Source organism: Promicromonospora umidemergens (genome assembly GCF_024171995.1).
GTDB lineage: Bacteria > Actinomycetota > Actinomycetes > Actinomycetales > Cellulomonadaceae > Promicromonospora > Promicromonospora umidemergens.
In genome coordinates this window covers 150,836-177,269 of record NZ_JAMTCT010000007.1, presented here as the reverse complement: position 1 = coordinate 177,269, position 26,434 = coordinate 150,836, and the positions used below count along the sequence as shown (strand labels likewise).

The window sequence follows — 26,434 nt, the reverse complement described above, 5'->3', positions numbered from 1 at the left end:
CAGGCCTACCCCTCGAACCTCAGGAGCACCAGATGAAGATCATCGCGGCGGACGTGATCGTCACGAGCCCGGACCGCAACTTCGTCACCCTCAAGGTGACGACGGACGACGGGCTGACCGGGCTCGGGGACGCGACCCTGAACGGCCGGGAGCTGGCCGTCGTGAGCTACCTGCGTGACCACGTGGCTCCGTTGCTGATCGGGAGCGACGCCCATCGCATCGAGGACACCTGGCAGCTCCTGTACCGCAGCGCCTACTGGCGCAGGGGGCCCGTGACCATGGCTGCCGTCGCCGCGGTCGACGTCGCCCTGTGGGACATCAAGGCCAAGGCGGCGGGGATGCCGCTGTACCAGCTGCTCGGGGGAGCGTCCCGCAGCGGGCTGCTCTCGTACGGGCACGCGTCGGGCAAGACGCTGGACGAGCTCTTCGACTCGATCCGCGAGCACCTGGAGCTGGGCTACCGGGCCGTCCGCGTGCAGACCGGCGTGCCCGGCCTCAAGTCCATCTACGGCATCGCGTCCAACGCGACGTTCGAGGCGAACTCCGGTGTCCGCTACGACCACGAGCCGGCTCAGCGGGGCGCCCGGCCTGCCGAGGAGGACTGGGACACCCGGTCGTACCTCCGGCACGTGCCGGGGGTCTTCGAGGCGGTCCGCAACGAGTTCGGGCCCGAGCTGCCCCTGCTGCACGACGGCCATCACCGGATGACGCCGATCCAGGCCGCGCGGCTCGCGAAGTCGCTCGAGCCCTACGACCTCTTCTGGCTCGAGGACGTCACCCCGGCGGAGAACCAGGAGGCGCTGCGCCTGGTGCGGCAGCACAGCACGACGCCGCTGGCGATCGGGGAGATCTTCAACACCGTCTGGGACTACCAGACGGTGATCCGCGAGCAGCTCATCGACTACGTGCGCTCGGCGGTGACCCACACCGGCGGGATCACGCACCTGCGGAAAGTGCTGGACCATGCGGCGCAGTACCAGATCAAGTCGGGGATGCACGGGCCGACGGACATCTCGCCGGTCGGCATGGCCGCTGCGATGCACCTCGGCCTGTCGATCCACAACTTCGGGATCCAGGAGTACATGCAGCACGGTGCCAGGACCAACGAGGTGTTCCGGCAGTCGTTCACGTTCAGCGGGGGGATGCTGCATCCCGGCGACGCCCCGGGCCTCGGCGTCGAGCTCGACGTCGACGAGGGCGGCAAGTACCCCTACGAGCGGGCCTATCTGCCCTACAACCGGCTTGCCGACGGGACCGTCCACGACTGGTGACCGCTACGGGCGCCCGGACGCCGCGACCGGGCGCTCCTCCCGGCAAGCGGTTGTCTTCTCGCGAGGTGAGCCTTAACGTGCCCTTCATGGACCCGACGCAGGGGCCGCGCCGACCTTCAAGTCCGACGATCTACGACGTCGCCACGGCGTGCGGTGTGGCGCCGTCGACCGTCTCCCGGGCCTTCTCCCGGCCCGGCAGGGTGAACGCCGAGACGGCCGAGCGGATCCGCAAGGTCGCCGCCGAGCTGGGGTATCGCACGAACCCGCTGGCCAGAGGGCTGCCGACGGGCAAGACGTCGCTCCTCGCCCTGATCGTCGCTGACGTGACCAACCCCTTCTTCTTCCAGATCATCCGCGGTGCGGAGCGGGTCGCTCGTAAGGCCGGGTATACGATGCTCGTCGCCGACGTCGAAGAGTCGATGGAGACCGAGCGGGAGGCGCTCGACCGGGTCATCCCGCTGGTGGAGGGCATCGTCCTGGCGACGTCGCGGCTCTCGGACTCCTCCATCCGCGTCGCTGCGAAGCAGCGGCCCACCGTGGTCCTCAACCGCGTCATGACCGACATCCCCAGCGTGGTCACCGACAACGAACGCGGCATGCGCCGGGCGGTCGAGCACCTGGTCGAGCTCGGGCACACGACGATCACGTATGTCGCCGGCCCGGAAGCGTCCTGGGTCGACGGGATGCGGTGGCGATCGTTGCGGGAGGCGACCTACCAGCTCGAGCTGCGTGCGCGCCGGATCGGGCCGTTCCAGCCGACGGTCGCGGGTGGCCTCGCGGCCGCCCGCGCGTTCGGAGCGACCCCGACGAGCGCCGTCATCGTCTACAACGACCTCATGGCGATCGGGATGATGCGTGGCCTGACCGAGATGGGCACCCGGATCCCCGAGGACGTCAGCGTGGTCGGCTTCGACAACATCTTCGGGTCCGACTTCTGTACGCCGCCGCTGACGACCGTCGCGGCCCCGCTGCACAACCTCGGCGCCTTCGCGATCAAGACGTTGCTCGGCCAGCTGGCCTCCGACGCTCCACGGGCCCTCCGCCCCGCGCTGCTCCCGTCCCAGCTCATCGTGCGGGGTTCCACAGGCCGCAAGCGGTAGCTCCTGAGCGGCGCCGTCGGACCGTGTGAGGCGTGCCGCGACAACCTGTGGCAACTGGTTGCCGCTGTTCGGCCCCGGCTGGCTCAATGAGGGCACACGGGAGCCTGACGCGGCCCCGCCGATCAACTAGATGCTCCCCAGCGTCGAGGAGAGAACCATGAAGCGAACGACACGACTGGCCGCGACCGCACTGGCGGGTGCGGCCGCTCTGACCCTGACCGCCTGTGGCGGGGCCGGGACTGCCGGCGGGGACGGGGGCAGCGGGACCACGATGCGCCTGGCCCTGAACCAGACCGAGGAGCACCCCTCCTACACCGCCCTGGAGAACTTCGGCGAGCGGTTCTCCGAGACGACGGGCGGCCGGTGGGCCATCGACGTGTTCCCGAACGAGACGCTCGGCGCACAGCAGGAGGCCCTGCAGCTGGTCGGCGACGGGACCGTGGACATGGCGATCGTGTCCGGCACGCAGCTGGAGAACCTGAACGAGGACTTCCTGGTCTTCAACCTCCCGGAGGTCTTCGACTCCGTCGAGCACCAGATGAGCGTCGTCCACGACGAGAAGATCGTCGGTGACCTGTACGCCTCCCTGGAGGAGAGCAACGGCGTGACCGTCCTGGGCGGCCTGACCCAGGGCTCCCGGAGCATCTACACCACCTCCGGCCCGGTGGAGACCCCTGCCGACCTCGCGGGCCAGAAGCTGCGCGTCCAGGAGAGCGACCTGCACGTCGCGATGGCCGAGGCGATGGGGGCGTCCGCCACGCCGATGGCCTTCGGGGAGCTCTACACCGGTCTGCAGTCCGGCGTCGTGGACGCGGCGGAGAACAACGAGGTCTCCTACTTCACGCAGAAGCACTTCGAGGTCGCCCCGTACTGGTCGTCCACCAACCACCTGGTGGGTCTGGACTACCTGGTCGTCAACACCGACCGGCTGGCGGAGATGTCGCAGGAGGACCGCGCGGCGCTCGACGCCGAGTGGACGGCCGCGCACGAGGAGCACACCGAGCTGTGGGCCTCGGCGACCGAGGACGCGATCGCCGAGGCCGAGGCCGGCGGCGCGACGTTCTCCGAGGTCGACGAGGAAGCCTTCAGCGCGGCCCTCGAGCCGCTGGCCGACCAGTTCATCGAGAGCGACACCCAGCAGACGCTCTTCGACGCCGCACGCGCCGCAGCCGAGTGATGTTCGGTTCCCGGACGCTGAGAGACGAAGGAGTGGACTCGTGCTCGCCCTGAAGAAGTTCCTGGACAGGTCGCTCGCCGCGGTGTGCGTCGTCCTGTTCGCCCTGCTCGTCGTGATCGTCGTGTGGCAGGTGTTCGCCCGCCAGGTGATCAGCGACCCGAGCACCTGGTCGGAGGAGGCAGCCCGCTACACGTTCGTCTGGCTCGGCTTCTTCGCGTCCGCGCTGGTCTTCTCCGAACGCGGGCACATCGCTGTCGACTTCGTCGTCCGGAAGCTGCCCGGCCTGGTCCAGCGTGTCATCGCCGTGCTGGTGCAGGCGCTGATCATCGCCTTCGCGCTGATCGGGCTCGTCTGGGGAGGCTTGCGCGCCGCCCAGGGCGCCTGGGACACCAACCTCACTGCCCTGCCGACACAGATCGGCGTGATGTACCTCGTCATGCCCATCACCGGCGTCCTGATCACGGTCTACGCGCTCTATCACGTCGTCGCGGTGCTCCGCGGCGCCGAGCTGGCCGTGGCACCCACCGACGACGCCGAAGCAATCTAGGAGCCGTCATGGAACCCGCATCCCTCGCAGGGCTGATCCTGCTGGTCGGAATCGCGCTGATGATCGCGCTCAGTGTTCCCATCGCCGTCGCCATCGGGCTGTCGGCCATCTTCGCCACCGTCGCCCTGCTGGGCTTCGAGGGCGCCACCCTGGCCAGCTCGCAGCGGATGTTCACGGGCATCAACTCGTTCCCGCTCCTGGCCATCCCGTTCTTCGTCCTGGCAGGTGTGCTGATGAACAACGGGGGCATCGCCGGGCGGCTGATCGATGCCGCCAAGGTGCTCGTCGGCCGGACGCCCGGTTCGCTCGCTCAGACGAACGTGGTCGCCAACGCGATGTTCGGGGCCGTCAGCGGAGCGGCGGTCGCGGCGGCGGCCGCCGTCGGGACGGTCATGGAGCCGCGGCAGCGCAAGGAGGGCTACGACCGAGCGTTCTCCGCCGCGGTGAACGCCGCGTCAGCTCCCGCGGGGATGCTCATCCCGCCCAGCAACACCTTCATCGTGTACTCGCTGGTCAGCAGCACCTCGATCGCTGCGCTCTTCATGGCGGGGGTGGGTCCCGGCCTGGTCTGGACGGCGGCATGCATGCTCGTCGTCCTGCTCTACGTGCGCAAGCACCCCGAGCTCCGGAAGACCGACCGCGTGCAGCTCCGCCAGGGCCTCGTCGTCCTGTGGAAGGCCGTCCCGTCGCTCCTGATGATCGTCATCGTGATCGGCGGCATCCTGTCCGGGTTCTTCACCGCGACGGAGTCCGCGGCGATCGCGGTGGTGTATTGCCTGGTCCTGGGCTTCGCCTACCGCATGCTCAAGGTCAGCGAGCTGCCGCGCATGCTGCTCGACGCGGGCCGCACGACAGCCATCGTCATGCTGCTCGTCGGCGTCTCCTCCGCGCTGTCGTGGGTCATGTCCTTCGCGCGGATCCCCGAGCTCATCTCCGAGGGCATGCTGGGCGTCACCGACAACTCGACCATCATCCTGATCATGATGATGGTGATCCTGCTGCTGGTCGGAACCTTCATGGACCCGACGCCGGCGATCCTCATCTTCACCCCGATCTTCCTGCCGATCGTCGCGGAGTTCGGCATCAGCCCGATCCACTTCGGCACCATGATCGTCTACAACCTCTGCGTCGGAGTCATCACGCCGCCCGTCGGCAACGTCCTCTTCGTGAGCGCGCGGGTGGCGGGGCTGCGGCTCGAACCCGTCATAGCGAAGATCGTGCCGTTCCTCGTCGCGTTGATCGGTGGGCTCTTCGTGGTCGTCTTCGTGCCGGAGCTGTCGACCTGGCTGCCCACCCAGATGGGCCTGGTCGACTGACCTCGAGCACGAGAGCTGAGCGCCGGGCCGCTGATGCGGCCCGGCGCTCAGCCGTCGGTCGTGCTCATGCCCGCCTGATCATGTGCCGTCGAGCTGCCCTGCCTCGCGCCGGACGGCGGCGACCAGACCGCCGTCCTGAGCCAGCCGGGGGTCGAGCTCGTTCAGGAGGCGAGGCACTGCCTCGTCGAGGCTGCCCGCAGCGAGCCCGACCAGCTCCGGCGCCTGGACATCCGTCACGGACGTGCCGGCCCGGAGGTGGGCGATCCAGGCAGCCAGGACCCGGGACCCGCCCTGCGGGAGCCGGCCCGCGGCCCGCTCGGCGCGGATCGTGGGCAGGATGCGTACCGGGAGCTTCTGCGAGCCGTCGGCGGCGATCTGGTCCAGGCGGTGGCGCATCGTCGGGTTCCCGAAGCGGGCGAGCAACGCCGTGCGGTAGGCCACGATGTCGTCCGCAGGGAGCGTCAGGTGGGTCGAGGCCTCGTCCCACCACTGCTCGACCCAGGCCAGGCAGCCCGGGTCGCCGATGGCGTCAGCGACCGTCGTGTGCCCGCGCAGGAGACCGCCGTAGGCGAGCAGGGAGTGGGCGCCGTTGAGCAGGCCCAGCTTGCGCGCCTCGAACGGCCGGACGTCATCGGTGAACGTCGCTCCGGCGGCCTCCCACCGCGGCCTGCCCGCGGAGAACGTGCCGCTGAGCACCCACTCGCTGAACGGTTCGGTCACCACGGGGGACGAGTCCGACACCCCGGTCAGCGCGGCGACGGACGCGACGTCGTCGGCCGTCGGTTCCGGGGTGATGCGGTCGACCATCGTCGTGACGTAGGAGACGTTGTCGTCGATCCAGTCGGCGAGGGCGGGGTCGACGAGTCGCGCGGCCTCACGGACGACCCGAGCGGTGGCGGCGCCGTTGTCGGGGAGGTTGTCGCACGGGACGACGGTGAGCGGCCCCGCCCCGGCGGCCCGTCGGGCGGCCAGTCCCGCCACCAGCCGGAACGGGACGGTGCTGACGAGGGCCGACGGGTCGGCGAGCAGGGCGACCAGGTCGGCGGCCACCTGGTCGGTGCCGGCGAGACCGCCGTCCGGGCCGCGGGAGTACCCGGCCTCCGTGACGGTCAGCGTGACCAGGACGACCTGCGGGTCGGCGAGGTACCGCAGCCACGCCGCGTGGTCCCGCGCAGGGTGCGTCGCGGCGACCGAGGTGATGACCTCGAGGTGGTCGCCGTCCGCGCCGCGCGTATCGAGCGTGAAGAGTCCGTCCTGCTCGTGCAGCGCGTCAGCCAGGTGCGGGCTGCGCCCGGTGAAGGCGGCGATCCCCCACTGCGCGGCGTCCGGGGCGCGGTGCGTGTACCAGGCTTGGTGGGCCCGGAAGAAGTTGCCCAGCCCCACGTGGACGTGGCGCACCGGGGGTGCGGGCCGCGTGCGCCGCAGCGGCACGGGGGCGGCGTCGAGCGCGGTCACAGCGCGAAGACCTCCGCCGGCTGCCGGGTCACCAGGTCGACTGCCGCTTCGTGGGCCTCGTCCTCGTCGAGGCGACGTTCGGCGACGAGCTGGGCCAGGTATCCGCTGTCCAGCCGGCGCGCCATGTCGTGGCGGGCCGGGATCGAGCAGAAGGCCCGCGTGTCGTCGATGAACCCCGACGTCTTGGTGAAGCCGGCGGACTCGGTGACGGCGGACCGCCAGCGCCGCACCGCCTCCGGCGCGTCCAGGAACCACCACGGCGCTCCCACGTAGACCGAGGGGTAGAAGCCGGCGAGGGGCGCGAGCTCGCGGGAGAAGACCGTCTCGTCGAGGGTGAAGAGCACCAGCCTGAGGTTCGGGTGCGTCCCGAAGCGTTCCAGCAGAGGCCGCAGAGGGTCGGTGAAGTCACCACGCAGCGGGATGTCGTGGCCGGTGTCCGGTCCGAGGGCGCGCAGGGTCGGCGTGTGGTGTCCCCGGCGGACGCCCGGGTGCAGCGTCATCGTGAGCCCGTCCTCCGTCGCCATCCGCGCCATCTCGAGCAGCATGTGCCTGCGCAGCGCGACGGCGTCCCGTGGCGCGGCGAGACCCGCTACGGCGTCGCGGTAGATGCGCTCGGCATCGGCCGGCTCGAGCGGGTCCGTCCGCACGTCCTCGTGGCTGTGGTCGCTGGAGACCGCTCCGTGCGTCTTGAAGTAGGCCCTGCGCGACTCCATCGCCTCGACCCAGCCCGCGAACCCCGTGGTGTCGGCCCCCGCGACGGAGCCGAGGCGGCCCACGTCCTCCTGCCAGGTGGGCGAACCGACCTCGAGGTAGCGGTCCGGACGGAAGGTCGGGACCACCCGGCCGGACCACGTCGGGTCGTCGGCCAGTGCCCGGTGGATCGTCAGGTCGTCCGTCGGGTCGTCGGTCGTGGCAAGGACCTGGATCCGGAACTGCTCGAAGAGCGCACGGGGCAGGAACTCCGCGCGCGTCAGCCGGTCGGCGATCTGGTCGTAGATCTGGTCGGCCGTGGCGGCGGAGGGCCGGACCGTGATGCCGAAGATCTCGGCCAGCTCGGACTCCAGCCAGTAGCGGACCGGTGTCCCGCGGAAGACGTGCCAGTGCGAGCACAGCCGCCGCCACACCTCGCGGGCCGCCGACGGGTCGAGCGGGCCCTGCCCGACCCCGAGCTCCGAGAGCTGGACCCCCGACGCGTGCAGCAGGCGCGTCACGTAGTGGTCGGGAGTCACGAAGAGCGCGGCCGGGTCGCTGAACGGGGTGTCGTGCAGGAGCACGCCAGGATCGACGTGCCCGTGCGGAGAGATGATCGGCAGCTCGCGCACCGCCGCGTACAGCCGGCGGGCGATCTCGAGCACACCAGGGTCGGCGGGCAGCAGCCGGTCGGCATGCAGGACAAGGGGTGTGGCGGATCGACTCATGCCGGCGAGTCTGTTCATGGGCCGGACCGGTCGACAACCGTTTGCCATCAGTTGTCGCGCTTTGCCAGAAGAGGCTGGAGAGACGGTCGCCCGGGCGACGAGAGCTAAGGTCGGGCAGTGAGCTCCTCCGCATCCGCCCGCAAGCAGCTGGTCGCGCTCGCCGAACAGGGTTTCGAAGGACCGTGGCGGCACGCGCGCGGTGACTTCACGAGCAACGCCCGCCCGGCGTCGGTCCTCGTGCTGTTCGGCGTCCTGGACGACCTCGCGGCCGACCGCGACGACCATGACCTCGCGGTGCCCGCCGACCTCGACGTCCTGCTCCTCGCGCGCGCCGCGACGCTCCGCAGCCACGCCGGGCAGGTCGCGTTCCCCGGCGGCCGCGCCGACGACGGGGAGGACGCTGTCACGGCAGCCCTGCGCGAAGCCGTCGAGGAGACCGGGCTGGACCCGTCCGGCATCGAGGTGCTCGGCGCCTTCGACGAGCTGCCCATGCCGGTCAGCAACCACGTCGTCACGCCGGTGCTCGGCTGGTGGGCCAGCCCCACCCCCGTACGCGTCGTCGACGTCGCAGAGTCCGCGCACGTCTTCCGCGCCCCCGTGGCCGACCTGCTGGACCCCGCCAACCGCTTCACCGTCGTCGCGCGCCGCGGCAGCCAGACCTGGCGCGGCCCGGGCTTCCACGTGCACGACGGCGACGTCACCCACCTCGTGTGGGGGTTCACCGCCGGGGTGCTGGACGCGATGTTCGACCAGCTCGGCTGGACCGAGGACTGGGACCGCGCCACGGAGCTGGGGATCTCCTGATGTTCACCACCGCCGACCGTGAGGCGCTGCGGGACTCCCTCGTGGCCGCCGCCCAGGCCGACGCCGACGTGGCCGCCGCCGCACGCTGGACCGACGTGATGTACGGGACGCACGGCGCCGCGCACCACCTCGACGTCGTGGCCGACGGCGTGCTCTACCGCGTGTTCCTGCTGGCCGGTTCGCTGCAGGTCGACGTGTCGTTCTGGCCGTACGAACGGTTCCGCGAGACGCAGCGGGGAGACCGGCTCCTGTTCGGCGACACCAACCCGCCCGCGATCGCTCGGGGCCGCCGAGCTGCGGGCGGCGCACGACGCGGCCGTCCGGGCGATCGGTGAGGAGGCCGCACGGCACGACCCCGCCCTGGCCGGCCGCCTGACCGACGTGTTCGAAGAGCTGAGGAGGATTCGATGACCGAGGTGACCCGCGACGCCATCCGCGCCGCAGAGCAGCTGATCCGACCGCACGTACGGCACACCCCCGTGCTGCCCGTCGACCTGGCGGACTTCGGCAGGCCCGCGCACCCCGTGGCGCTCAAGCTCGAGTGCCTGCAGCACTCCGGCTCGTTCAAGGCACGCGGCGCGTTCACGAGCTTCCTGACCCGCGACGTGCCCGACGCCGGCGTGGTCGCCGCCTCGGGCGGCAACCACGGGGCCGCGGTCGCCTACGCCGCCGCCCGCCTCGGCATCCCCGCGACCGTCTTCGTGCCGAGCGTCACCTCGTCGGCCAAGGCCGACCGCATCCGGGGGTACGGCGCCAAGCTCGTCGTGGGCGGCGACCGGTACGCCGACGCGCTGGCCGCGAGCGAGGAGTTCGTCGCGGGCACCGGCGCCCTGACCGTCCACGCCTACGACCAGCCCGAGACGCTGATCGGGCAGGGCACGCTCGGGCTGGAGATCGCCCACGACCTGCCCGACGTCGACACGCTGCTCGTCGCCGTGGGCGGCGGCGGGCTGGTCGGCGGCATCGCCGCCTGGTTCCGTGGCGAGGTCAAGGTCGTCGCCGTCGAGCCGGAGGGCGCGCCGACCCTGCACCGGGCGCTCGCGGCCGGCGAGCCGGTCGACGCGCCGACCGAGGGCATCGCCGCCGACTCGCTGGCGCCGAAGCAGGTGGGGCGGCTCATGTTCCCGATCGCGCAGCAGTTCGTCGCCGAGTCGGTGCTGGTCACCGACGACGCCATCGCCTCCGCCCAGGCCTCCCTCTGGGAGACGGCCCGGGTGGTGGCCGAGCCCGGCGGCGCGGCGGCGCTCTCCGCGCTCCTGTCCGGTGCCTACGTGCCGCAGCCGGGGGAGCGGGTGGCCGTGCTGGTGTGCGGGGCGAACACGACTGCCGTGCGGTTCTGACCGCGGTCTACTGGTCCGGGTCCTCGGCAACGAGTGGCTCGTCGTTCACGTCGTGCTCCTCGTTCTCGTCGAAGGAGGGTCCGACGACGAGCAGATCGATGTGTACCCCGAGGAGAGACCCGTCGGCGGCGTGGGCGGTGAGCAGCGGAAAGAGGCCGTCGCCCCAGCCGGACAGGCTCAGCACCACGTTCTCGCCGGCACGGGCCAGGGGCATCGTCACGTTGCCGGCTCCGTTCGGGAAGTGGTCGGGGACGTCCAAGAGCTCTGGGGCGAAGACGTCGTTGTACCAGTCGTTGGAGTCCGCCGGGGGCATGTAGGCGGCGATCGCGGCGGCGTCCGCGAAAGCGACGGTCCCGGAGTCGACGCTGACGCCGTGGTACCCCTCCGCACCGGCCGGACCGGCACCCTCCGGGGTGAAGAGCCGCACCTCGGCGACCGGTGCGGCGTCGGACACCACGAGCGAGAGGTAGGCCTCGATGAGGTCGCTTCCGTCGTGGGTGTCGGAGAAGTCCACGACGGTCACGAACACGGGGTATGCGCCCGGCGGGACGTCGATGACCAGGCCTTCACCCAGGCCCACGCACGGGTCGGAGGCCTCGAGGCGCCCGGAGGGGACCTGCAGGACGCCGAGGTCGCGTACCGACTGCGGGTGGGACGCGCCGTCGGGCGTGCCGGGCAGGAGGGCGAAGAGGGGCCTGAAGTAGGACATGCGAGGAACCTAGCGACGGTCACTGACACTCATCGACACTCAGCCGAAGAGCTGCTCGATCGCGTGCTCCCCGACGCCGACCATGATCGGGTGCGTGTCCGGGTAGGAGAAGCAGATGGTCGTGTACAGCAGCGCCCAGCCCTGCGCCCTGCGCCACATCCCGGCGTCCCAGCCGCGCCCGTCGCGCGCGTGCCTGTCGACCACGCGGCGGAAGCGGTCGCGACCCTCCGCGTCGAAGACGAGCCACATCGCGCCCAGGTCCGACGCCGGGTCGCCGCTGGTCACGTCCCCGAAGTCGATCACGGCGGAGAGCCGGTCGCCGTCGGCCACCAGGTTGGCGGGGTGCGGGTCACCGTGCAGCCACACGGGGACGCCGTCGTACCCGGGGGCGTCCGCAGCAGAGGCCCACAGGTCGCGGGCGCGGCCGTGCAGCCGCTCCGGGAGCAGGGCGAGGCGGTCGTCGAAGGTCGCCGACCGCTCCGCGACGGGGATCCCGCGGAACCTGTTCCCCGGGGCGTCCTCGGGCGCCGGCTGGTGCAGCGCCACGAACACCCGCGCCAGGTGCTCGGCCCACGGGGTGCGGTCCGCCGCCGGGACGGTGGCCGCCGGGACGCCGTCGGCCCACCGCACGATGCCCCACGGCCACGGGTAGCCGAGCGTCGCACTGGGCGCGCCGGTGCGGACCGGGACGGGGACCGGCACGGGCAGCCGCGGGGCGAGCAGCGGGAGCACCCGGTGCTCGTTGCGCATGAGCTGCCCCCCGAGCTCGCGCCGGGGCAGGCGCAGGGCGAGGTCGTCACCCAGGCGGATCATCACGTTGTCCCAGCCGTTCGCCACCAGCTCGAGCGGCAGGTCGGCGAGGTCCGGATGCTGCTCGTCGAGGAGCGATCGGGTGAGGTCGACGGTGACGTCGAGGTCGGCGGCGACCACGGCAGCCTCCTTGTTCCTGTGCTGGGCGGGCGGTCAACGGTACCGGTGTGCCCATACTGGAGCATGGCCACCACCTGGACCGACCGCGACCCCGCTGCCTACCTCGACGCGGTCACGCCCGCCGTCCGGCAGCGCGACGCGCGGACGCTGTGCGACCTCATGGAGCGCGTCACGAACGAGGCGCCGCGCCTGTTCGGCACGTCGATGATCGGCTTCGGCGAGTACCGGTACGTGTACGCGAGCGGGCACTCCGGGCACGCCCCCGCGGCGGCGTTCGCGCCACGGAAGGCGGCGAGCACCGTGTACCTCCCGGACGGCGTGGGCGCGCACGAGGACCTGCTGGCGCGGCTCGGACCGCACACCACCGGCGTCGGCTGCCTGTACCTGAAAGACCTCGAGCAGGTCGATCTCGCGGTGCTCGAAGAGCTGGTCCGCCGGTCGTGGGCCACGGTCACCGCCGGCACGTTCGGGCAGCGCGCCGCGGAGTCCTGACCGCCGAGCGCCACGCCCGAGCGCGGTGCGACCCCGGGAACGTATCGCGAACCGGCCGCGTTGACACCAGGCCCGACCACGAGGAGACCCGGTGCAGCAACGCCAGATCGAGCAGTCCGCCGAACAGGAGTACGTCGATGCCCTGTATGCCAGGCTCGACGGCGAGGTGGCGCGTGTCCGCGCGGATCTCGACGACGCTGTACGCACCTCGTCGACCGACCCGGAGGAGGCGTTCACCCGCGACGTGCGCGTCGGCATGCTCACCCGCCGGGCGCGCACCCTCGACGCCGCCGAGCACCACCTCTGCTTCGGCCGGATCGACCACACCGACGGCCGCTCGCTGCACATCGGCCGCACCGGCCTCAGCGACGGCGACGACCAGCTGCTCGTCGACTGGCGCGCCGACGCAGCCCGCCCGTTCTACGCGGCCACCGCCGCCCACCCGATGGGCCTGCACCGGCGCAGGCACCTGGGCCTGGACGGGCGCAGGATCGCACGGGTCAGCGACGAGATCCTGGACGGCGCGGAGCCGGGGCCCCACGACGTCATCGGCGACGGACCGCTCCTGGCGGCGATCAGCGCGCGGCGCACCGGCCGCATGCGCGACGTCGTCTCCACGCTGCAGTCCGAGCAGGACGCGATCATCCGCTCCGCGCACCGCGGCGTCACCGTGGTGGAGGGCGGGCCAGGCACCGGCAAGACGGTCGTCGCCCTGCACCGCGCCGCCTACGTCCTCGCCGGGTTCGCCGAGGCCAGGGCCGACGGCGTGCTCGTGCTCGGCCCTGGCTCGCGCTTCCTCGACTACATCGCGGAGGTCCTGCCGTCCCTCGGCGAGAACGACGTCGCGATGAGCACCCCCGACCGGCTCGTCGCCGACGCCCTCGGCCTGGAGACGCCTCCCGGCGCGGGCCACGAGCTGCGGCGCGCCGCCGGCGACGTCCGGCTCGCCGACCAGCTGGCCGAGGCCGTGCGGCGGTACCAGGCGCCGTCCGGCACCCTCGCCGTGGTCGTCGACGGCGACGCGGTCACCCTCGACGAGCACGCCCTCGCCGAGACCCGCGAGACGGCAGCGGGCAGCAACCTGCCGCACAACCAGGCCAGGGCCTTGTTCAAGGACCTCGTCGTGGACTTCGTGGCCGACGAGGTCCAGGCCCGCGCCCGCGTGCTGCTCGCGAAGCTCGACGAGGACATCGAGGTGCTCACCGGCGGCGTGGACGTCGACCGGGCCGCGGCCAAGGACCTGGAGAAGCTGGGCTTCGGCCCCGACGAGGGCGGCGCCTTCGGGCACGCGGCAGCCGTGGCGGAGCTCGACCCCGGAGCGCTGCGGGCCGAGCTCCTCGACGACCTCGCCCTGGAACAGGCGGTCGAGTCCGCCTGGCCGCGGCTCGCCGCAGGCGACGTCGTGCTGGACGTGCTCGACGAGCACCCGGCGCTCGCGGTGGAGGCCGACGGCGTGTGGACCACGGCGCACCTGCCGCTGCTCGACGAGGCCGAGCACCTGCTGAACGGCCCGCCGGCCACGATCTACGGCCACGTGGTGGTGGACGAGGCCCAGGAGCTGACGCCGATGCAGTGGCGGGCGGTCCTGCGGCGCTGTCCCGGCCGCTCGATGACCGTGGTCGGGGACCTGGCCCAGGCCGGGCCGGCGACCGGCGCCGGGTCCTGGGCCGACGCGCTGGGCAGCGACCTGGCCAAGCGCGCGGACGTGCGCACCCTGACCGTCTGCTACCGCACGACCGCGGAGGTGCTCGAGGCGGCGGCCCCGCTGCGGGAGCTGATCGCGCCCGACCAGGCGCCCGCCGTCGCGGTCCGGCACGGCGTCCCGCCCCGCCGCGTCGCGGTGACCGGAGAGCTGGTGCGCGCCGTCGTCGAGGAGGCGGAGGCTCAGGTCGCCGCCGGACCGGACGAGCTGGTCGCCGTCCTCGCGGCCGACGCGGCGGTCCCCGGGATCGCCGAGGCGCTGGCGGGCACCGACGTCCGGGTGGTTCCGGTCTCCCAGGTGCGCGGCCTGGAGTTCGACGCCGTCGTGGTCGCCGACCCCGACGGGATCACCGCCGCCCGGCCCGGTGGCGAGCGCGACCTCTACGTCGCGCTGACGCGCCCGACCCAGCGCCTGGTGATCGTCGGCTGACCGCCCACGAGCAAGCGGGGGGTCACCAGCTCGTCGCCTGCGGCATGCCCTCCTGGTAGCCGGCCGCCGACTGGATGCCCACCACTGCGCGCTCGGAGAACTCGGCCAGCGACCGTGCTCCGGCGTAGGTGCAGGAGGACCGCAGGCCGGACGTGATCTCGTCGAGCAGGTCCTCGACGCCCGGTCGCGCCGGGTCGAGGTACATCTTGCCGGTGGAGATGCCCTCCTCGTACAGGGCCTTGCGGGCACGGGCGAACGCGGTCCCCGCACCGGAGTTGCGGGCCGCGACCGCCCGCGCGGAGGCCATGCCGAACGAGTCCTTGTAGAGGCGGCCCGAGCCGTCCGACTTCAGGTCACCGGGCGACTCGTGCGTGCCGGCGAACCAGGAGCCGACCATCACCTGCGACGCCCCAGCGGCCAGCGCCAGGGCGACGTCGCGGGGGTGGCGCACGCCGCCGTCGGCCCAGACGTGCTTGCCGAGCTCGCGCGCGGCGGCCGCGCACTCCAGGACCGCGGAGAACTGCGGCCGACCGACGCCGGTCTGCATGCGCGTCGTGCACATCGCGCCGGGACCCACGCCGACCTTGAGGATGTCGGCGCCCGCGGCCACGAGGTCGCGCACCCCCTCGGCGGTGACGACGTTGCCCGCCACCACCGGCACCGTCGGGTCGACCGACCGGACCGCCTCCAGGGCGGCGAGCATCTTGGTCTGGTGGCCGTGCGCCGTGTCGACCACGAGCACGTCGACGCCCGCGGCGAGCAGGTCCTTCGCCTTCGCGGCGACGTCGCCGTTGATGCCGACGGCGGCCCCGATGCGCAGGGCACCGGACGCGTCGAGGGCAGGGGAGTAGATCGACGAGCGCAGCGCGCCCTTGCGGGTGAGGATCCCGGCGAGGCGCCCGTCGCGCACCACGGGCGCCAGGTCGAGCCGCGCGGAGTGCAGCACGTCGAAGGCGGCCTCCAGCCCGCCCGGGCCGTCCAGGAGAGCGGCGTCCAGCAGCCGGGGCTCCGCCGACATCACCTCGGCGACCCGGGTGAACCGGTCGACGTCGGTGCAGTCCGACTCGGTCACGACGCCGACGGGCCGGTCGTCCTCGACGACGACGGCGGCCCCGTGCGAGCGCTTGCCGAGCAGGTTCAGCACGCTGTGCACGGTGTCGTGCGGGGAGACGACCACCGGCGTCTCGATGACGGGGTCCTTGGCTTTGACGTCCGCGACCACGCCGGCGACGACGTCGGCAGGGACGTCCTGCGGGATGATCGCCAGCCCGCCGCGCCGCGCGACGGTCTCCGCCATCCGGCGACCCGCGACGGCGGTCATGTTGGCGACGACGACGGGGATCGTGGTGCCGGTGCCGTCGTCGGACGCGAGGTCCACGTCGAACCGCGACGTGACGTCCGAGCGGGACGGGACGAGGAAGACGTCGCCGTAGGTGAGGTCGGTCGCAGGGCTCTGCTCGGGGAGGAAGCGCACGTTCACCAAGGGTAGGGAGTTCTTCCCGCCCTGCCTATGAGTCCGGCCACATCGTTGTGGAGGTATCGCAGACAGGCGTGGGAGGCGACGCTCTCGTGGCACAGTGGAGAGGTCGGAGCCCCTTAGAGTGGGGCCCCGATTCCCCCGCTGGGGGCACGACGAAAGGACGAGCATGGGGCTGCTGAGCGACATTCGTTCGCCCAAGGACGTCCGGGCGATGACGCCCGGCCAGATGCCGGAGCTCGCAGAGGAGATCCGCAGATTCCTCGTGGAGAGCGTCTCGCGCACGGGTGGCCACCTCGGCCCCAACCTCGGCGTCGTCGAGCTGACGATCGCCATGCACCGGGTCTTCGACTCGCCGCGCGACTCCATCGTGTTCGACACCGGCCACCAGGCCTACGTGCACAAGCTGCTCACGGGCCGCCAGGACTTCTCCGAGCTGCGCAAGCGCGGCGGCATGTCGGGCTACCCGAGCCGCGCCGAGTCCGTGCACGACGTCGTGGAGAACTCCCACGCCTCCACCGCACTGTCCTGGGCGGACGGCATCGCCAAGGCCAACCGGGTGCGCGGCAAGGACGACCACGTGGTCGCCGTCATCGGCGACGGCGCGCTCACCGGCGGCATGGCCTGGGAGGCGCTGAACAACATCGCGGAGAGCCGCGACCGCAAGCTCGTGGTCGTCGTCAACGACAACGGCCGGTCCTACTCGCCGACCATCGGCGGGCTCGCCAACCACCTCGACACGCTGCGCACCACCAGCGGCTACGAGGCGTTCCTCAGCTGGGGCACGCGCGCCCTGCACCGCTCCGGCCCGCCCGGGCGCTTCGCCTGGCGCTGGCTGCACGGCCTGAAGAAGGGCCTCAAGGACGTCGTGGCACCGCAGGGCCTGTTCGAGGACCTCGGCATCAAGTACATCGGCCCCGTCGACGGCCACGACACCGAGGCGCTAGAGCGGGCGCTCGGCCGCGCCAAGGCGTTCGGCCGGCCCGTGATCGTGCACGCGATCACCGAGAAGGGCCGCGGCTACACCCCCGCAGAGGAGGACATCGCGGACCGGTTCCACTCGGTCGGGGCGATCCACCCCGAGACCGGGCTGCCCGTCGCGCCCAGCCGGTTCGGCTGGACCAAGGTCTTCGCGGACGAGATCGTGCAGATCGGCCGCCGCCGGCCCGACGTCGTCGCGATCACCGCCGCCATGCTGCACCCCGTCGGCCTCGCGCCGTTCCAGCAGCAGTTCCCCGAGCGGACCTTCGACGTCGGGATCGCCGAGCAGCACGCCGCGACGTCGGCCGCAGGCATGGCCTTCGCCGGGCTGCATCCCGTCGTCGCCGTCTACGCGACGTTCCTGAACCGGGCGTTCGACCAGGTGCTCATGGACGTGGCGCTGCACAAGGCCGGCGTCACCTTCGTCCTGGACCGCGCGGGCATCACCGGCGACGACGGCGCCAGCCACAACGGCATGTGGGACATGGCGATGCTGCGGATCGTGCCCGGCCTGCGCCTGGCCGCACCCCGCGACGAGACGACCCTGCGCGCGGCCCTGCGCACGGCGGTCGACGTCGACGACGCGCCCACCGTGGTCCGCTACCCCAAGGGGGCGCTCGGCGACGACATCCCGGCCCTCGAGGAGCTCGACGGCGTGGACGTCGTCGGGCGGTTCGAGGCCTCGACAGGCTCGACCGGCGGGAAGGGCTCGACGAGTGCCCCGGCCCGCCGGGTGCTCGTGGTCGGCGTGGGCGCCATGACGGGCTGCGCCATCGAGACCGGCGCTGCGCTCGCTGCGCACGGCGTCGAGGTGACCGTCGCGTCGCCGACCTGGGTGCTGCCCGTCCCGGCGAACCTGGTCAAGCTCTGCGGCGAGCACGACCTGGTGGTCACGCTGGAGGACGGCGTGGTCGACGGCGGTGTGGGCGACATGCTCGCGCAGCGCGCGGGGGAGCAGGGCATCGGTGCGCCGCAGGTCCACGTGGGCCTGCCGGTGGCCTTCCTCGACCACGCGAGCCGTGACCACATCGTCAGGGCCCAGCGCATGACCGCGGCGGACGCCACACGCGACGCGCTGGCCGCACTGGCGCTGCTGTGACGGACTCGGCACGCTCGGTCGGCGTCGAGGAGGAGCTGATGCTGGTCGGGCACGACGGGACCCCGGTCCCGCGGGCCCGGGACGTGCTCGGCAGCGCCGAGCCGGCCGACGGTCCGCTCGAGCACGAGCTCATGGAGGAGCAGCTCGAGACCGCCACACCGCCGCGGTCCACGCTCAAGGAGATCGCCACGGCGATCCGGGAGGGCCGGGCCGGTGCGCAAGCCGCAGCGGACCGGCACGGCGCCCGGGTCGCGGCGCTCGCCACCTCACCGTTGGCGTTCGACGGCACGACGGTGGACAAGCTCCGCTACCTCGCCGCGCGCGCGGAGTTCGGGCTGACCGCCCGCGAACAGCTCACCAGCGGCTGCCACGTGCACGTCGCGGTGGCCGACGACACCGAGGGCGTCGCGGTGCTGGACCGCATCGGGCCGTGGCTCGCGCCCCTGCTGGCGCTGTCGGCGAACTCGCCGTACTGGATGGGCGTCGACTCCGGGTACGCGAGCTTTCGCTCCCAGGTCTGGTCCCGCTGGCACACGGCGGGACCGACGCGGCGCTTCGGCACCCCGGAGGCGTATCACGCGGCCGTCGAGGGCCTCGTCGCGACCGGCACCATCCTGGACGAGGGGATGGTCTACTTCGACGCCCGCCTGTCGGCGCGCTATCCCACCGTCGAGATCCGGGTCGCCGACGTCTGCCTCTCCGCCGACACGGCGACGCTGCTGGCCGCGCTGGCCCGCGGGCTCGTGGAGACGGCGGCGCGGGCGGCGGACTCCCCGGCGCCCGACGTGCCGGTCGAGGTCCTGCGCACCGCACTCTGGCGGGCGGGCCGCTCGGGCCTCGGCGGTGACCTCGTGGATCCCCGGACCTGGCGGCCGGCTCCGGCGCACGACGTCGTCGGTGCGCTGGTGGACCATGTCCGTGAGGCGCTGGTGGACCTGGGCGACCTCGACGCCGTCACGGAGCTGCTGGGCGGTCTCTGGTCCGGCGGCGACGCCGCGACGCGCCAGCGTTCCTGGGCGGCCGCGGCGGGCGGCGACCTTGCGGCGGTCGCGCGGCGTGCGGCGGACGCGACGCTGGAGTGAGCTGAGGCGGGAGCGCGCGCCGACCTGGTCCAGCGTCCAGGGAGTCCGCCCGCGGAACCGGTCGGAGACTGCGGCCCTGGACAGGCCGACCTCGGCAGCGATCTGCCGCTGGCACCTGGCACCCCTCGCCTGGGTATACCTCACCCAGCGCCGAGCCGGCCTGATCTTTCTCAGGCTGGGCCGGGAGTGAAATCAGGTTGTCCGGGACTGCGGCTGCGGCAACGGTAGGCGCATGGACCTCGCCACCGCCTTCCCGACGTTCGGCCTCCGGGTCGCCTGCGGCGACCTCGAGCTGCGCCTGCCCGACGACGCCGAGCTGCTGCGCCTGGCCGACGTCGTCGTGGCCGGGATCCACCCGCCCGAGCGACGGCCGTTCCTGTTCCCGTGGAACGTCGGCGAGCCGGACGAGGTGCGCCGCAACTTCCTGCAGTTCCACTGGTCGGCGCGGGGCAAGGTGGGGTCCGACGCGTGGAGCCTGGAGCTCGCGGTCTTCCGCGATGGTGAGCCGGTCGGCGCCCAGAGCGTGGGCGCCAAGGGCTTTCCCGTGACCCGTTCGGCAGGGACCGGCTCCTGGCTCGGCCTGCGGCACCATGGCCAGGGCATCGGCAAGCGGATGCGGCTGATGGCCCTGCACCTGCTGTTCGACGGGTTCGACGCCGCGGACGCGACGACCGAGGCGTTCGACGACAACCCCGAGTCCAACGGGGTGACGCGGTCGCTCGGCTACGCCCCGAACGGCGTCTTCCCGCAGGATCGGCAGGGCGAGGTGGCCACCGAGAACCGGTACCGCATGACTCGCCGGGCGTGGGCGGCGCGGCCGGACGTGCACCGGCTCGACGTCACGCTGGAGGGTGTCGCGCCGGTCCGGGCGATGCTCCAGATGGATCCGGGGTCGAAGGACCCTCAGCCGTAGATCGTCTCGGCGTACCTGGGGCCGTAGTGCTCCTCGACCTGCTCGAGCGTCTGGTGCTGCCGCTCGAGGGTGTGTGCGATCACGGCGCGGCGGGGCACGGTCTCCAGGTCCCACGCGTCGGGGTCCCAGGCCTTGGCGCGCAGGAACGCCTTGGAGCAGTGGTGGAAGACCTCTTGGATGTCGACCTCCAGCGCCAGCACCGGAACGTTGCGGCGCACCTGGAGGTCGGCGAGGTAGGGCGCGTCGCGCACGATGCGCGCCGAGCCGTTGACCCGCAGCGTGTCGCCGCGGCCCGGGATCACGAAGACGAGACCCACGTGCGGGTTGGCGAGCACGTTGAGGTACCCGTCGGTGCGCCGGTTGCCGGGGCGCTCCGGGATGGCGATCGTGCGCTCGTCGAGGATGCGCACCAGCGAGCCCGCCGGGTCACCCTTGGGGGAGACGTCGAGGTTGCCCTCGGCGTCCGACGTCGCGACCAGGCACAGCGGCGACGCCGCGAGCCACTGCCGGTCGAGGTCGTGCAGGGCGGTGCGTACCTTGCCCGCGGCAGCGCCCAGTGGTGGCGGGATGATCTCGCGGAGCTCCTCGACGGTCGTCACAGGAGTTCCGCCGAACCTGCTCGGCTGGTCAGTCATGGTCCCCAACCTAGACCGGGCACACCGACGCGGCCAGGGAACAGCACGTACATCGCGAATGGGGCATGTCAGACCATCCGGGTACGCTCGCAGCGCCATGACCGAGCAGACGACCCTCCCCAGCCCAGCAGCTGCCCCCACCGGCCCACCACGGCCCTGGAAGGCACGCGCGGCCCGCCGCGTCGTGGGACAGGCGCAGGCGCTGCTCGACGACGCGCGACTCCTTACCACCGCCGACGTCGGCCTGCGCGAGCGCGTCCGCGACGCCTACACGGCCACGCGCGAGGTGCGGGTCCACGCAGACCTCCGCTCGGTCGGCGTCACGGCCCTGGAGGACCGGCGCAAGAAGCTGCGGGTCGCCGTCCTGGAGAAGGCCGGGTTCAAGCACGTCACCCAGGTGCTCGTCGCGGGCACCGACCGGCTCGTCGAGGCGGGCATCGGCGCGGGAACCGCGAAGCTCGCCACTGCCGCGGCCCGCGAGCTCGCCTCCGATGTGGACGGCGATCTGCGGTTCCGCATCGACGTCGACCCCGACGACCCGTACGCCACCGTGCTCGTCCAGTCCCTGTACGCCTTCGGGCTGGCCACCGATGCCCGGCACCGGCACCTCGACGAGGCACGCCGCGTGGCCGCCGTCGTGCCGGGACAGCTGGAGCCTGCGGGCCTCGCCACGAGCCTCTGGCGGCGCCTCGTGGCGCCCGCCGACCGCAAGGCCGCAGCCTTCGCGGCCGTCTCCGCGCTCGCGGACCAGGTGGCGCTCGCACGACTGACCGACGACGCGCGGGCGGTGCGCACCGCCGTCGGGCAGCCGCCCGAGAGCGCGGAGGTCTGGGCGGACTTCGAGGCCCGGTCCGCCGAGTACTACGGGCTGCTGTCGCAGGTCGTGGACCTGGGCGACGACCACGAGGCCGCCGAGGGCGGCCTGCCCGCCGACGTCGTGCGGCGGGTCGAGGCGCAACCGCTGGACCGCACCCTGCTGCGCGCCAACCTGCGCGGCTACCAGCAGTTCGGCGCCAAGTACGCGCTGGTGCAGCGGCGCACCATCCTCGGCGACGAGATGGGGCTCGGCAAGACCATGCAGTCCATCGCCGTGGCCGCGCACCTCGTCGCGACGGGCGGGACGCACGTGCTGGTGGTGTGCCCGGCGAGCGTCGTCACCAACTGGAAGCGCGAGGTGGAGCAGCACTCCGGCCTGACGGCAGTGGTGATGCACGGCAACGACCGGGAGCAGGCCGCAGCGGCCTGGCTGGACGGCGGCGGTGTGGCGATCACGACGTTCGAGGTGCTGGGACGGCTCGACCTCCCGTACGACCTGACGCCGGCGCTCCTGGTCGTGGACGAGGCGCACTACGTGAAGAACCCCGAGACCATCCGCGGCCGCGAGGTGCGGCGCTGGGCCGACCGCTCCGACCGCGTCCTGTTCCTGTCCGGCACGCCGATGGAGAACAAGGTCGCCGAGTTCAAGAACATGGTCGGCTACCTGCAGCCCGAGGTCGCCGCACAGCTCGACCCCAACGCCGGGCTGTCCGGGGCGAAGGCCTTCCGCCGGATCGTCGCGCCCGCCTACCTGCGCCGCAACCAGGAGGACGTGCTCACCGAGCTGCCCGAGATGGTGCAGGTCGAGGAGTGGGAGCAGTTCGGCCCGGTCGACGGCGCCGCCTACCGCGACGCCGTCCTGGCCGGGAACTTCATGGCGATGCGGCGAGCCGCCTTCGCGGTGGCGGACACGGACGAGTCCGCGAAGCTCGTGCGCCTGCGCGAGCTCGTCACCGAGGCGGTCGACGGCGGCCGCCGCGTCATCGTCTTCTCCTACTTCCTGTCGGTCCTGGAACAGGTCATGGACCTGCTCGGCGACCTGGCCGTCGGCCCCCTGACCGGGTCGGTGCCCGTGCCCGAGCGGCAGACCATGGTGGACGCCCTGTCCGAAGCCGACGGGCCGTCCGTGCTGGTCAGCCAGATCACCGCCGGGGGAGTCGGGCTGAACGTGCAGGCCGCGAGCGTGGTCATCTTCTGCGAGCCCCAGGTCAAGCCCACCATCGAGGCGCAGGCCGTCGCCCGCGCGCACCGCATGGGCCAGACCCGCACCGTCCAGGTGCACCGGCTCCTGGTCGAGCACTCCGTGGACCAGCGGATGATGGAGATCCTCGGATCCAAGTCCGCACTGTTCGAGGAGTTCGCCCGCCAGTCCGAGATCACCGACGCAGCGCCGTCGGCGGTGGACGTCGCAGCGCCGACCGAGACCTCGCTGTCGCGCACCATCCTGGCCGAGGAGCAGGAGCGGCTCGGACGCACACCATGAGGGGGCCGTCGGTACCCATACGGGTGTGATACCGGTTCGATCGGGATTGGGGTTCACTGACGTCGTGTCCATCTCGACGTCACAGCCCGGCGCGGCCGTCGCCGACGCCGGGTCGCCCGGGCGCCTGCTCGCGCCGGCACGACGCATCGTGCCGTTCGTGGGGCGCGCCGCCGAGCTGATATCGCTCATCGACTGGTGCAGCGGCCCCGACCCGGTAGCGGTCCGGCTGATCAGCGGCCCGCGCGGCGTCGGAAAGACGCGCCTGGCCCGCGAGGTTGCCCACAGGCTGGCGCACGCCGGCTGGACCTGCCTCGACGTGCCCGACGGCGCCGAGCCCGCCGCACTGGCCGCCGTACCCGACGGCGCCCCCGCCCTCCTCCTGATCGACGACGCGGAGACGCGCGGCCCGGCGCTCGCGGACCTGCTGCGTGCGGCGGCGCGAGACCGCGCCGGAGCGCTCCGTGTCCTGCTGGTCGCACGTGGCGCCGGCGAGTGGTTCAGCCGGCTCAGCATGGCCGACGTGACCGTCCGCGCGCTGCTGGAGCCTGCCCGGGCCCGAGGCGACCTCGGTGCCGAGGTGTTCCCGGGCCAGGTGGACGCCCGCCTCGTGGCGGCGTTCGTGCAGCCGTACGCCCGGGCTCTGGGGCTCGCCGCGCCACGGGTCGCCGTCGCCTCGGTGCCCGGTGGCGGGGCGCGGATGCTGGACCTGCAGGCGGCTGCCCTCTGCGCGGTGCTGCGCGCGCAGGCGCAGGCGCGGGCGCCCCGGGGCGCGCTGCCGGTCGACGTGTCCGACGCGCTCGGTGAGCTGCTCGAGCACGAGCGCTGGAGCTGGTTCCGCTCGGCAGAAGAAGCGGGCGTGCTGGGCGAGGCCGGATTCCTGCCGAAGGCTATGGACGGGCTCGTGGCCGCGGCGACCCTCACGGGTGTGCGGACGCCGGACGCCGCGGAGAACCTCGTGCGCCGCGTCTCGGCCGTCGTGCCGGGCGTGCGGCCGGGCGCGGAGGGCGACGTCGGCCGGTGGTTGCTCGACCTGGACCCGCACCGCGCCCTGCCCGGACGACTGGTGGACCCCCATCTGCTGGCGGAGCTCACGGACGTGCCGGAGCTGCTCGGGGCGTGCCTGGCGGGGGCGGGCGCGGCGGCGGCCCGGAGAGCGGCCCTGCGCGCGGCCGGCATCGTCGTGGAGCAGCCGGGCGGACCGTCCGAGGACCAGGGCGCGGCGCTGGACCGGCTCGGCGCGGCGATCGCCGCCCTCCCGGAGGAGCACGACACGCTGCGTTCGGTCTCCGGGGTGCTCCCGTACCCGTCGTTGGCGCTCGGCGAGCTGCGCGCCGAGCTCACGCTCCGTACGCTCGCCGCCACCCCGGTCGGTGACCTGCCGAGTCGCGCCGAGGCGCTGCGCGACGTCGGCGTCGCGCTCGGCGAGGTCGGCCGCGCCACCGACGCCGAGCAGTACCAGCGCGAGGCCCTCGCCCTGTTCCGCGAGCTGGCCGCGGCGGACCCGCACCGGTTCCGGCTGCGCCTGGCCGCTCTGCTGGTCAACCTGGGCACCACGTACTCCGACCAGGGCCGTCCGCAGGAGGCGCTGCGCTGCGTGGAGGAGTCGGTGGACCTGCTCCGGCTCGTCGCCGCGGACCGCCCTGGCGTCGTCACGCTCGACCTGACCATGGCCGTGTCGAACCTTGCCGTGACGTTCGCCGAGCTGGGCAGGCCCCTCGCGGCGCTCGAGCCGAGCCGTGAGGCGGCACGGCTGTGGCGAGAGCTCTCCCGCGCGAACCCGGAGCGGTTCGCCTGGGCCCTCGCCCTGGCCCTGATGAACGTCGCGCGGCGGCTGCTGGAGCTCGGCCGGGCGCGGGAGGCGCACGAGCCCGCGGCGGAGTCGCTGGAGATCCGGCGGCGGCTGGCGGCCGCGGACCCGGACGAGCACCTGTCCGGCCTAGGGGACTCGCTGCAGGTCATGGGCAGTGTGCTCGCCGACCAGGGGCGAGCCGAGGAAGCCCTGCCGTACCTCGAAGAGGCCGTCGAGATCCGGCGCCGGACCGCCCAGGAGAACCCGGGTCGGTACCTGCCGGACCTCGCTCGCTCGCTCCAGTCCCTGGGCACCCGGCTCGCCGACGCCGGGAGGCGTGCGGAGGGCCTCGACCTCCAGCAGGAGGCCGTCGAGGTGCGGCGCCGGCTCGTGGCCGACGACCCCGCACGATACGTGCCCGACCTGGCCGACGCCCTGTCCGCCGTCGGCGTCACCCACGCCCGGCTGGGCCGGCCGCAGGACGCGCTCGACGTGGAGCGCGAGGCGACTCGGACCTGGCGCGGGCTGGTCGGCTCCGAGCCGGACCGCTACCGTCCCCGGCTGGCGCAGTCGTTGACGAACGTGAGCTCCGCCTTCGCCGTCCTCCGGCTCGGGGACGAAGCGGTCCCGCCGGCGTGCGAGGCTGTCGCGCTGCTGCGCGAGCTCGCCACGGACGACGCGGCGCGGTACCGGCCGCGGCTGGCGGAAGCGCTGCGGGTGCTGACGCTCGCACTGCACGACCAGGAGCGGTTCGACGAGGCGCAGCGGGCCAGGGCCGAGGCAGAGGAACTGGTTGGGTCGCCGGCCCCGTAGAGAGGCGCGTCGGGGGCTTGCTGGCTCTGTACTCAAGCGTCCGGAAACCGCTAGACGTTGGGGTGAAAGTTCCTTACCAAGCATTTGTCAGGAATGGTTGCCGAACTTTTGGTTCGCGGCAGCTGGAGGGTGTGAATTGCGGCGAGAATTGTATTGCCTGGTTTGTCGCTGCGCGCAGCCTGGAGCCGGTTTCCCGCGAATTCGACGACGTGTAGAAAAGAATCATCGGACGGATGTCGGAACTCGCACCGATTCGACTGGACTCGGACGGTACCGACACGTAAGACTGGCGGTGTGAACGAGATCACATTGGAAACCGAAGTCAACAGGCCGCACGAGGACCTGACCGCGCTCGAAGCCGCGCGGTTGCTGGGGGTGTCGAAGCTGCACGTCATCGATCTCCTCGAGGCGGGCGAGATCGACTACCACATGGTCGGGGCGGACCTCATGTTCAACGCAGCGGAGATCGCGTCCTACAAGTCGGACCGGGAGCACCGCGACTCGGAGTCCCTCGTATCCGCATGACCCCCGCGCGGCGGTCCGCGCTCTGGCGCTTCCGCTGACGCACCGGGTGCGCCTCGCACACCAGCGACGCCGCACACCCTGACGCCTGAGCGCACGTTCATCACCTGAGAACGTGCGCTCTTGTCATTTCG

22 protein-coding genes are annotated in these 26,434 nt (G+C 72.5%); 16 read left to right on the top strand and 6 right to left on the bottom strand.

The features are described from left to right. Positions 1-32: 32 nt before the first annotated feature. The 5 genes from manD (at position 33) to APR04_RS14135 (ending at position 5,411) form a co-directional block, all read left to right on the top strand. Entirely contained in the window at positions 33-1,271 is a 1,239-nt protein-coding gene (gene manD, locus APR04_RS14155) for a D-mannonate dehydratase ManD (protein WP_253871248.1), read from the top strand. A gap of 86 nt (positions 1,272-1,357) precedes the next feature. Beyond that, on the top strand, positions 1,358-2,371 hold the full coding sequence (locus tag APR04_RS14150; RefSeq protein WP_253871247.1) for a LacI family DNA-binding transcriptional regulator: 1,014 nt from the start codon (positions 1,358-1,360) through the stop codon (positions 2,369-2,371). Between the two features lie 157 nt (positions 2,372-2,528). Continuing rightward, the gene (locus APR04_RS14145; RefSeq protein WP_253871244.1) at positions 2,529-3,548 is read left to right on the top strand and encodes a TRAP transporter substrate-binding protein; all 1,020 of its coding nucleotides are present in this window, start codon (positions 2,529-2,531) and stop codon (positions 3,546-3,548) included. Positions 3,549-3,588: 40 nt separating this feature from the next. Next, positions 3,589-4,095 (top strand): TRAP transporter small permease, encoded by a 507-nt coding sequence (locus APR04_RS14140; protein ID WP_253871242.1) that lies wholly within the window; start codon positions 3,589-3,591, stop codon positions 4,093-4,095. Positions 4,096-4,103: 8 nt separating this feature from the next. Continuing rightward, positions 4,104-5,411: a TRAP transporter large permease gene (locus tag APR04_RS14135; RefSeq protein WP_253871240.1), complete on the top strand. Its 1,308-nt coding sequence runs from the start codon at positions 4,104-4,106 to the stop codon at positions 5,409-5,411. 78 nt (positions 5,412-5,489) lie between these two features. Here the strand turns inward: APR04_RS14135 and APR04_RS14130 are convergent, their stop codons facing one another. Together APR04_RS14130 and uxaC are read right to left on the bottom strand one after the other, a co-directional pair. Continuing rightward, the gene (locus APR04_RS14130; protein WP_253871238.1) at positions 5,490-6,866 is read right to left on the bottom strand and encodes a mannitol dehydrogenase family protein; all 1,377 of its coding nucleotides are present in this window, start codon (positions 6,864-6,866) and stop codon (positions 5,490-5,492) included. Further along, positions 6,863-8,284 carry a glucuronate isomerase gene (gene uxaC / locus APR04_RS14125; RefSeq protein WP_253871236.1) on the bottom strand — a complete coding sequence of 474 codons (1,422 nt, stop codon included), beginning with the start codon at positions 8,282-8,284 and terminating at the stop codon, positions 6,863-6,865. The genes APR04_RS14130 and uxaC overlap by 4 nt, the downstream gene beginning before the upstream one ends. Before the next feature lie 117 nt (positions 8,285-8,401). Here uxaC and APR04_RS14120 point away from each other — a divergent pair, with 117 nt between their 5' ends. The 3 genes from APR04_RS14120 (at position 8,402) to APR04_RS14110 (ending at position 10,428) form a co-directional block, all read left to right on the top strand. Next, the gene (locus APR04_RS14120; protein WP_253871234.1) at positions 8,402-9,088 is read left to right on the top strand and encodes an NUDIX hydrolase; all 687 of its coding nucleotides are present in this window, start codon (positions 8,402-8,404) and stop codon (positions 9,086-9,088) included. Then, complete coding sequence (locus tag APR04_RS14115; RefSeq protein WP_253871232.1) at positions 9,088-9,423, top strand: hypothetical protein; 336 nt, start codon at positions 9,088-9,090, stop codon at positions 9,421-9,423. Before APR04_RS14120 ends, APR04_RS14115 begins: the two co-directional genes overlap by 1 nt. 72 nt (positions 9,424-9,495) lie before the next feature. Then, positions 9,496-10,428, top strand: a complete 933-nt coding sequence (locus tag APR04_RS14110; protein WP_253871230.1) for a threonine/serine dehydratase — start codon at positions 9,496-9,498, stop codon at positions 10,426-10,428. A 7-nt stretch (positions 10,429-10,435) separates the two neighbouring features. On the opposite strand, the gene APR04_RS14105 is transcribed toward APR04_RS14110, so the two are convergent. Together APR04_RS14105 and APR04_RS14100 are read right to left on the bottom strand one after the other, a co-directional pair. Further along, entirely contained in the window at positions 10,436-11,137 is a 702-nt protein-coding gene (locus APR04_RS14105; protein ID WP_253871228.1) for a DUF4241 domain-containing protein, read from the bottom strand. Between the two features lie 39 nt (positions 11,138-11,176). Beyond that, positions 11,177-12,067, bottom strand: a complete 891-nt coding sequence (locus tag APR04_RS14100; protein ID WP_253871226.1) for an aminoglycoside phosphotransferase family protein — start codon at positions 12,065-12,067, stop codon at positions 11,177-11,179. Between the two features lie 63 nt (positions 12,068-12,130). Between APR04_RS14100 and APR04_RS14095 the strand changes: the two genes are divergently transcribed. Further along, positions 12,131-12,559: a DUF1801 domain-containing protein gene (locus tag APR04_RS14095; RefSeq protein WP_253871225.1), complete on the top strand. Its 429-nt coding sequence runs from the start codon at positions 12,131-12,133 to the stop codon at positions 12,557-12,559. 91 nt (positions 12,560-12,650) lie between these two features. Continuing rightward, on the top strand, positions 12,651-14,690 hold the full coding sequence (locus tag APR04_RS14090) for a HelD family protein (RefSeq protein WP_253871223.1): 2,040 nt from the start codon (positions 12,651-12,653) through the stop codon (positions 14,688-14,690). A gap of 22 nt (positions 14,691-14,712) precedes the next feature. Here the strand turns inward: APR04_RS14090 and APR04_RS14085 are convergent, their stop codons facing one another. Continuing rightward, complete coding sequence (locus APR04_RS14085) at positions 14,713-16,164, bottom strand: GuaB1 family IMP dehydrogenase-related protein (RefSeq protein WP_253871222.1); 1,452 nt, start codon at positions 16,162-16,164, stop codon at positions 14,713-14,715. Positions 16,165-16,336: 172 nt separating this feature from the next. On the opposite strand from APR04_RS14085, the gene dxs reads away from it, so the two are divergent. From dxs to APR04_RS14070, 3 genes are all read left to right on the top strand, one after another. Next, positions 16,337-18,247 carry a 1-deoxy-D-xylulose-5-phosphate synthase gene (gene dxs / locus APR04_RS14080; protein ID WP_253871220.1) on the top strand — a complete coding sequence of 637 codons (1,911 nt, stop codon included), beginning with the start codon at positions 16,337-16,339 and terminating at the stop codon, positions 18,245-18,247. Then, on the top strand, positions 18,244-19,329 hold the full coding sequence (locus APR04_RS14075) for a carboxylate-amine ligase (protein WP_253871218.1): 1,086 nt from the start codon (positions 18,244-18,246) through the stop codon (positions 19,327-19,329). The genes dxs and APR04_RS14075 overlap by 4 nt, the downstream gene beginning before the upstream one ends. A 232-nt stretch (positions 19,330-19,561) precedes the next feature. Further along, positions 19,562-20,242, top strand: a complete 681-nt coding sequence (locus tag APR04_RS14070; protein WP_253871217.1) for a GNAT family N-acetyltransferase — start codon at positions 19,562-19,564, stop codon at positions 20,240-20,242. On the opposite strand, the gene APR04_RS14065 is transcribed toward APR04_RS14070, so the two are convergent. Further along, the gene (locus tag APR04_RS14065) at positions 20,233-20,877 is read right to left on the bottom strand and encodes an MSMEG_1061 family FMN-dependent PPOX-type flavoprotein (protein WP_253871215.1); all 645 of its coding nucleotides are present in this window, start codon (positions 20,875-20,877) and stop codon (positions 20,233-20,235) included. The two genes, APR04_RS14070 and APR04_RS14065, sit on opposite strands and share 10 nt — an antisense overlap. Positions 20,878-20,974: 97 nt before the next feature. Between APR04_RS14065 and APR04_RS14060 the strand changes: the two genes are divergently transcribed. The 3 genes from APR04_RS14060 to APR04_RS14050 all read left to right on the top strand — a co-directional run bounded on the left by APR04_RS14060 (position 20,975) and on the right by APR04_RS14050 (position 26,303). Further along, positions 20,975-23,176 carry a DEAD/DEAH box helicase gene (locus tag APR04_RS14060; protein ID WP_253871213.1) on the top strand — a complete coding sequence of 734 codons (2,202 nt, stop codon included), beginning with the start codon at positions 20,975-20,977 and terminating at the stop codon, positions 23,174-23,176. Positions 23,177-23,240: 64 nt separating this feature from the next. Then, on the top strand, positions 23,241-25,778 hold the full coding sequence (locus APR04_RS14055; RefSeq protein ID WP_253871211.1) for a tetratricopeptide repeat protein: 2,538 nt from the start codon (positions 23,241-23,243) through the stop codon (positions 25,776-25,778). Between the two features lie 309 nt (positions 25,779-26,087). Continuing rightward, positions 26,088-26,303: a helix-turn-helix domain-containing protein gene (locus tag APR04_RS14050; RefSeq protein ID WP_253871209.1), complete on the top strand. Its 216-nt coding sequence runs from the start codon at positions 26,088-26,090 to the stop codon at positions 26,301-26,303. Positions 26,304-26,434 lie beyond the last annotated feature (131 nt).